The sequence below is a fragment of the Thalassobellus citreus genome (assembly GCF_044385915.1).
Classification (GTDB): Bacteria; Bacteroidota; Bacteroidia; order Flavobacteriales; family Flavobacteriaceae; genus Thalassobellus; species Thalassobellus citreus.
The window spans coordinates 1-6,534 of sequence record NZ_JBISCC010000099.1; the positions used below are offsets into that span (position 1 = coordinate 1).

The following is a 6,534-nucleotide window of genomic DNA, read 5'->3' on the forward strand; positions in this document are numbered from 1 at the left end:
AAATACACTACTGCCAACAAAGCATAAAATTAATGGCTGGTTTTAGCTTACTTGGAAAATTCCTTCGGAATTTTCCGCTGGTAAGTTTCTATTTACTAAATTAGTACTTAAACGCGCCACTAATATTATACGTAACCGTTGGCATTCATTTAAGATGACCCGAAAAACAATCGAAATATTAATTAAACTAAAGGAAAAACCGTCTACTGAAAAAGTTGACCATATTTTGCTTTTAGAAAAAATATACTCTGAATACTCGAACGGAATCCCTGAACTAAAACCAATTGCCCTTTTCTATTTGAATGGTTTTGACGATTTGCCAGCTTTGAAAGAAAAGCATCTATGGAATGAATTAAAATTTAACGAAATTAGAAAAGACTTTGTTGACGCTCACAATGAACTTGTTGAATTAATTGATGAAACATTAAACGAAATTAAAGACAAAGAAACTGACTTATTCGATTATCAATTAACTAAAACCGAGTTTTTAGAACAAATCCAATCTGGAAAAGTAGTCTTCGAAGAAATTGACTTGGAAAATTTGGATTTGAGAAATCAGAAACTTTCAGGAATAACATTTAAAAACTGTTTTATTTCTGCCGATTTTAGAAATTCAGATTTAACAAATACAAAGTTTATAAAAAGTAACATAAAGACTTCAGACTTTAGAAATGCTAATTTAAGTAATGGATTAATGGAAAATGTATCGTTTGAAGCAACGAGATTTAAAGGAGCAAAAACAAATGGATTTATATTCAATGATAATTTTTGTCATTCAGCAGAGGGAATTGGACAAAATGAATTTAATGATTGGATAATAGAAACTGAATAAAAAAAAACGAAATGCCAACAAAGCATAAAATTAATGGCTGGTTCTAGCCTACTTGGAAAATTCCTTCGGAATTTTCCGCTGGCAAGTTTCTATTTACTAAATTAGTGCTTAAACGCGCCACTAATATTATACGTAACCGTTGGCACCAATTTGGCAAAAAAATGAACTTATTGACTAAAAGCATACTTTTTGGAATTTTAATATTGGCTTTTTCTTGTCAAAGTGCGAACGAAAATAAAAAACCGATTGTTATTAATTCCACCCTTGATCCTGAACTTGAATCTGAATTTAGAAAAAAGGACTTAAAAACATTGTATCCAAAATTATTAACACCTCAAAATTTTGATGCAGAAAGAGATACAATTCTTGTCAGAAAAATAAAAGCTTTTCAAAATGAATTAATGAACGGATTGAAATCGGAAAAAATTAATTGGAATGTTGCGGAATCTGAAATTTCAGTTTTAACGAGAATTTACTTTGACAGTATCGGTCGAATAGAATATTTCACTTTTAAAGTTGACAATGAAAATGTCAATAAACAAGCTATGGAGGAATTCAAAAGTCGTTTAGAAAAAAATATAAATAATCTTGACTTAGGAATAAGGCGACAAACGAAATACAATCATTGCGTGAATTTTAAACTGAAGTCTGAAAAATAAAAACTGGCGCCAACAAAGTATAAGAAATAATGCTTAAATTTATTACTAAATCAAAAAGATAGTGCGTATTTGGTCTCTCTGATTTTCCTGCGGAAAATCCTCGGACACAAAACCGCACTATTCTTATACACAACCGTTGTACGCAATGTCGGAAAACAGAACTGAATAGAAAATTATGAGAAATCTATTATTAATATTTTTAATACCACTTTTTGGATGTTCTCAAAATTCTGATATTAAACCATATGTTGAATTTTTGAAAAAAGTAGAAAAAAAATCTGCTAAAGATTACATTATAGAACAGTTTAAAGAACACGACATTGTAATTCTGTGTGAAAGAGACCATAGCGACATTTCTCAATACGAACTGATAAAAGAGATATTATCTGACGAATATTTTAAGAAAAATGTAAAAAATGTATTTACTGAAATTGGAGTTATAAATCTTCAGCCAGAAATAACCGACTTTCTTAAAATAAGAGGGTTAGACAGTATTTATGTAGAAGAGAAACTGAACGAATTTCAACGAAATTCTGAAATTTATCCTGTTTGGGATAGATACAGCTATCACTATTTCTTAAAAACAATTTATGATATCAACGATAACTCTGAAAATCAAATTTCTCTTTACCCTTCAGATTCTGAATTTGATTGGAAAAACGTAAAAACAGTTGAAGACTATACAAGGGAATATGAAATTGAAATTGAACCAAGAGATAGTTTTATTGCAAGTAATATCATCAATAAGTATCAAAAGATAAGTTCCGATAATAAAAAAGCTCTAATTATTTTAAATATTAGACACGCATATAAAGTTCATTCACATTATAATAATGGAGCAATTCAACAAAATACAGGGAAATTCTTATCAGATTATTTTGGTAAACGTGCATTTTTTGTTTTATCAAATAGACCCATTTTTTACACAAAAGAGAATAAATTGATTTATGAACTCATTCAAGATGGAAAATGGGATGCTTCATTTAAATTTTTAGAAATTGATAATACTGGTTTTGATTTAAAAAATTCAATTTTTGGAAATGATGATTTTGACTTACAAAAAATAACTAATGTCGATAAATATAATGATGTATTTGATGGTTTTGTGTTTTACAAAAACATTGAACACCACGACTTAATTGATGGCTATGAAGGTTTTATTTCTAAAGATTTTAAGAAAGAGCTTGTAAGAAGATATACATTTTTTTTTAAGTATATGGAAAATGAAAGAATCTTGAAAAATCTTGAAAATGAAGAATCTATTCAAGGAATAATTACAGAACTGAACACAAAAAGATATAGAAAATATAGAAATTTTGATTTTCTAATAAAAAGTAGAGAAAAACATCTAACTGATTAAAAAACAGCGTACAACAACGTGTATAATTAATTGCTTTGGTCGTTGTTTATTTGGAAAATTCCTTCGGAATTTTCTCTGACTCGTGATAGTTTACTAAATTACAGGCTCAACCACGCAACTAACCATACACAAGACCGTTGGCAACAATTACTGAATGAACTACAAAATATACGTACATAGATATGCAGATATAATTCTTAATTCTGATTATGAATTAAGACAAGAACTTGAACAAATTCTAAACTCAATTTCCTATAAAAATGTTTCCGAAATTTTTGATCAAAGAAACATAGAAAGAAAAGAAGAAGGGAAAAAGTTAATGAAAGGGAAACAACCAATTTTAAACGAGAGATTTAAAGCAGAATTCTCAAAAAGAGGTTGGGAAGAGGAAAAAAGTGTTTTTGGTGCAGGAGAAGATAATGACTTAAGAATTGATTTTTGGAAAAGGAAAGTTGGAGTTGATGTCGCTTTTAACCATAGATCGTTCATAGGTGGAGACCTTTTGCGATTTCAAGCTGCAGCCGAAGTTGTAAACGAAATGAAAATCGGAATTTATATCTGTGCTACAAAAAATTTATTAAATGAGATCTCACCTTTCCCCAGTTCTCTGGTGAATTTTGAAAGAACTCAATGGTATCTTGAAAAGTTTTATCCTGTATTAACTGTTCCAATTTATCTAATTGGAATTGACAAATAACTGTAGCCAACAAAGCATAAAATTAATGGCTAGTTTTAGCTTACTTGGAAAATTCCTTCGGAATTTTCCGCTGGCAAGTTTCTATTTACTAATTTAGTGCCTAAACGCACCACTAATATTATACGTAACCGTTGTGCTTCATTATCAGAAACCGCTAACCTATGATAAAATTTTTCAGAAAAATTAGACAAAAAACTCTGACTGAAAATAAGTTCAGAAAATATCTAACCTATGCGATTGGAGAAATAATACTTGTTGTTATTGGAATTTTAATTGCGTTGTCAATTAATAATTGGAATGAGGATAGAAAAGCCACTAGAAAGGAAATTAAAATTTTAAAGGAGCTTAAAAATGATTTAAATACTAATATTATAGAATTAAAAGAAACTTATGTACTCACAAATAAAAGACAATTATCCACTGTCTTAATTTTAGACTATTTAAAAAATAGAAAACCAGTTGACGATAGTTTAAAGAAAGCATTTGAAAACATCAACATGGATGGCATATTTAACATAGCTAATACAGCATATAAGTACATAGAGAGTCAAGGAATTGACTTCCTTACTAATGATAGTTTGCGTATTAGAACAACCGAAATGTATGAACTAGACCTAAAGAATATACACACACGAGAAAATAAAAATTGGAATATCATTGATAAAGAATTACTTCCATTTATGAATGAATTTTTTATATCGTCTCCAACAATAGATAAAAGTGCTTCATTTTCAAAAGAGACTATCAATATGCCAAAGGATATTGAATCTTTAAGACAAAATAGTTCTTTTAATAACGTTTTAATTAGACTTCAAAGTTGGTTGAAATTACGTATTCACTGGCAGCAAAATACACTTACAAAATTAGAGCAACTTATTTTAGGTTTAGAAAAAGAAATAAATAAATTGGATAATTAAGAAATAACGAAAGCACAACAAAGTATAAGAAATAATGCTTAAATTTATTCCTAAATCTAAAGGTTAGTACGTATTTGGTCACTCTGATTTTCCTGCGGAAAATCCTCGGACACAAAACCGCACTATCCTTATACACAACCGTTATGCACAATTAGAAACAAATGCCAGGATACGATATTGAAGGTAAGAAAGTTGTTATTTCTGACGATAGACATAAAGAAGTTTATTGGACAGAATTATCTTCTTATATCAAAAAGAAATACTTCAAAAGTCCCAACGAATATAAAAACCCTTTAAAAGTTCAAGAGATTTTAAAAGATTGCTTTACTTTTTTTTTAAATAAATTAGAAACTCTAATTAAAAAAGAAAAAAGGTTCTCATTCTATTTGTTCTGTCATAATATCCATGAAGATTCAATTGATATTCATTTAAAACTTATAGAAGGAAATAAATTGACTTTTAATGAAGAAAAATTTGCTGGCTCGCGAAGAATATTAAAAATAATCCTTGAACAATCAACAAAATATGACTTAAAGGGAACCGCGAATTTCAACCTTGAAATAAGCAAAAATCTATCAGAATATATCTTGTTGTTAGAAGAAATGATTTACGTTGGAGAATGGGCTTTCATTTCAAGTGAGTACATAGCAAGAAGTCAACTTTTCCCTAAATCAATCGGCATTACAATGGATAAAGAAGAAGTTAAATATCTAACATATCAACCTTATCCTTTGTTTTTTTCACACATTTTTCTTGAATTACCAAAACATGATTCACAAGTTACGATAACTGACTGTATTGATGATTTCAAAAATTTAATAGAAAATAAATATTCAATTAAATATGATGATTTATGCTATTTCATAGCAGAAATTATATCCAAATCTTCGAATGAATTAGGAGTTACAATCCTACCTGAAATAATAAAAAATATAAAAGCAAATACGACTGTCAATTCAAAATTCATTGACAGTTTTTATGATGGACTTACAATCAATAAAAATAACGCTTTAGATATAGACAAATGTTATTATACAAATCAAGATATTGGTAGATTTATGTATAAACCCATTTTAGAATATAATATTGACGGAAAAATCTATCATCTAATTGGACCAAATAAATGGGGAGAAAGTCTTTCTCAATTAAATACTAACTGTTTCCCGTTTGGTATATTTCCAAACGAATGGAAAATTAACAATGATTTGAAAAAGTTCATTGAATTAGTTGACAATACACATGATAAAGTTTTACAAAACCCAATAATTGAGAGGCTTAAAGAGAAGAAAATCCCATATGAAATGGATATTTTAAGATTTCAAACTTATAAAAAACAATTCATAAATATTGACAAAACCACTGGAGATATAGATATTTTATTTATCGATTTAGATAAAAAAAAGATTTACGTGTCAGAATGTAAACATAATAGGTCAAGATTTGACTACAACAATTGGAAAAGAGATTATTCTAACTTTAAGGAAAAGTATGAATCACAACTGGAAAGAAAAATTAATTGGGCTCAATCAAATAAAGAAACTATAGAAAATCACTTCAAACTTCGAAGTAAAAACCCAATTAATTTAGATTTAGCAGAATATGATATTGAAGGAATCTTTATAATAAATGCACCGACAATTTATATGTTTAATAGTCCATACAAATGTTATACGATACATGATTTTGGATTATTATTAAATAATGAAATTGTTTTTAATGATTTTCAAATTTACGCAGAAGACAGAAAAATTACTTATCATATAAAACATCCATATTTTGACAATATCGAAAAAGAAATAAACTGTGCATAACAACATATATAATTTATTGCTGGTTCTAGCCTACTTACGAAAATCCTCGAGGATTTTCTATTCGGTTTTTATTTACTAAATTCAGTGCTTGAAAAACGCAACAAATCATATATAAAAACGTTGCCCACAATAGCGAAACGCACTCAGCAGGAAGTAAATCGAAATTAAAAAAAAGCGAAATTTAGCGGAATAAAACGCGGAATTAATTGCGCTGAATTTTTACTCAAATCGGAATAAAAATCACATCGGACTTTTTAG

Annotated in this window: 6 protein-coding genes; all 6 read left to right on the forward strand. The window is 28.4% G+C overall.

Features of this window, described 5'->3' with window-relative positions; translation table 11 throughout:
* The first annotated feature begins 154 nt into the window (after positions 1–154).
* Positions 155–832, forward strand: a complete 678-nt coding sequence (locus ACH5TX_RS01170; protein ID WP_439337726.1) for a pentapeptide repeat-containing protein — start codon at positions 155–157, stop codon at positions 830–832.
* 170 nt (positions 833–1,002) lie between these two features.
* Positions 1,003–1,491: a hypothetical protein gene (locus tag ACH5TX_RS01175; protein ID WP_439337727.1), complete on the forward strand. Its 489-nt coding sequence runs from the start codon at positions 1,003–1,005 to the stop codon at positions 1,489–1,491.
* Positions 1,492–1,666: 175 nt separating this feature from the next.
* Positions 1,667–2,851 carry a hypothetical protein gene (locus ACH5TX_RS01180; RefSeq protein WP_439337728.1) on the forward strand — a complete coding sequence of 395 codons (1,185 nt, stop codon included), beginning with the start codon at positions 1,667–1,669 and terminating at the stop codon, positions 2,849–2,851.
* Positions 2,852–3,005: 154 nt separating this feature from the next.
* Positions 3,006–3,548 carry a BglII/BstYI family type II restriction endonuclease gene (locus ACH5TX_RS01185; protein ID WP_439337729.1) on the forward strand — a complete coding sequence of 181 codons (543 nt, stop codon included), beginning with the start codon at positions 3,006–3,008 and terminating at the stop codon, positions 3,546–3,548.
* Positions 3,549–3,709: 161 nt separating this feature from the next.
* Entirely contained in the window at positions 3,710–4,465 is a 756-nt protein-coding gene (locus tag ACH5TX_RS01190; RefSeq protein WP_439337730.1) for a DUF6090 family protein, read from the forward strand.
* Between the two features lie 161 nt (positions 4,466–4,626).
* Positions 4,627–6,276, forward strand: a complete 1,650-nt coding sequence (locus tag ACH5TX_RS01195) for a hypothetical protein (protein ID WP_439337731.1) — start codon at positions 4,627–4,629, stop codon at positions 6,274–6,276.
* The last annotated feature ends 258 nt before the right edge of the window (positions 6,277–6,534 follow it).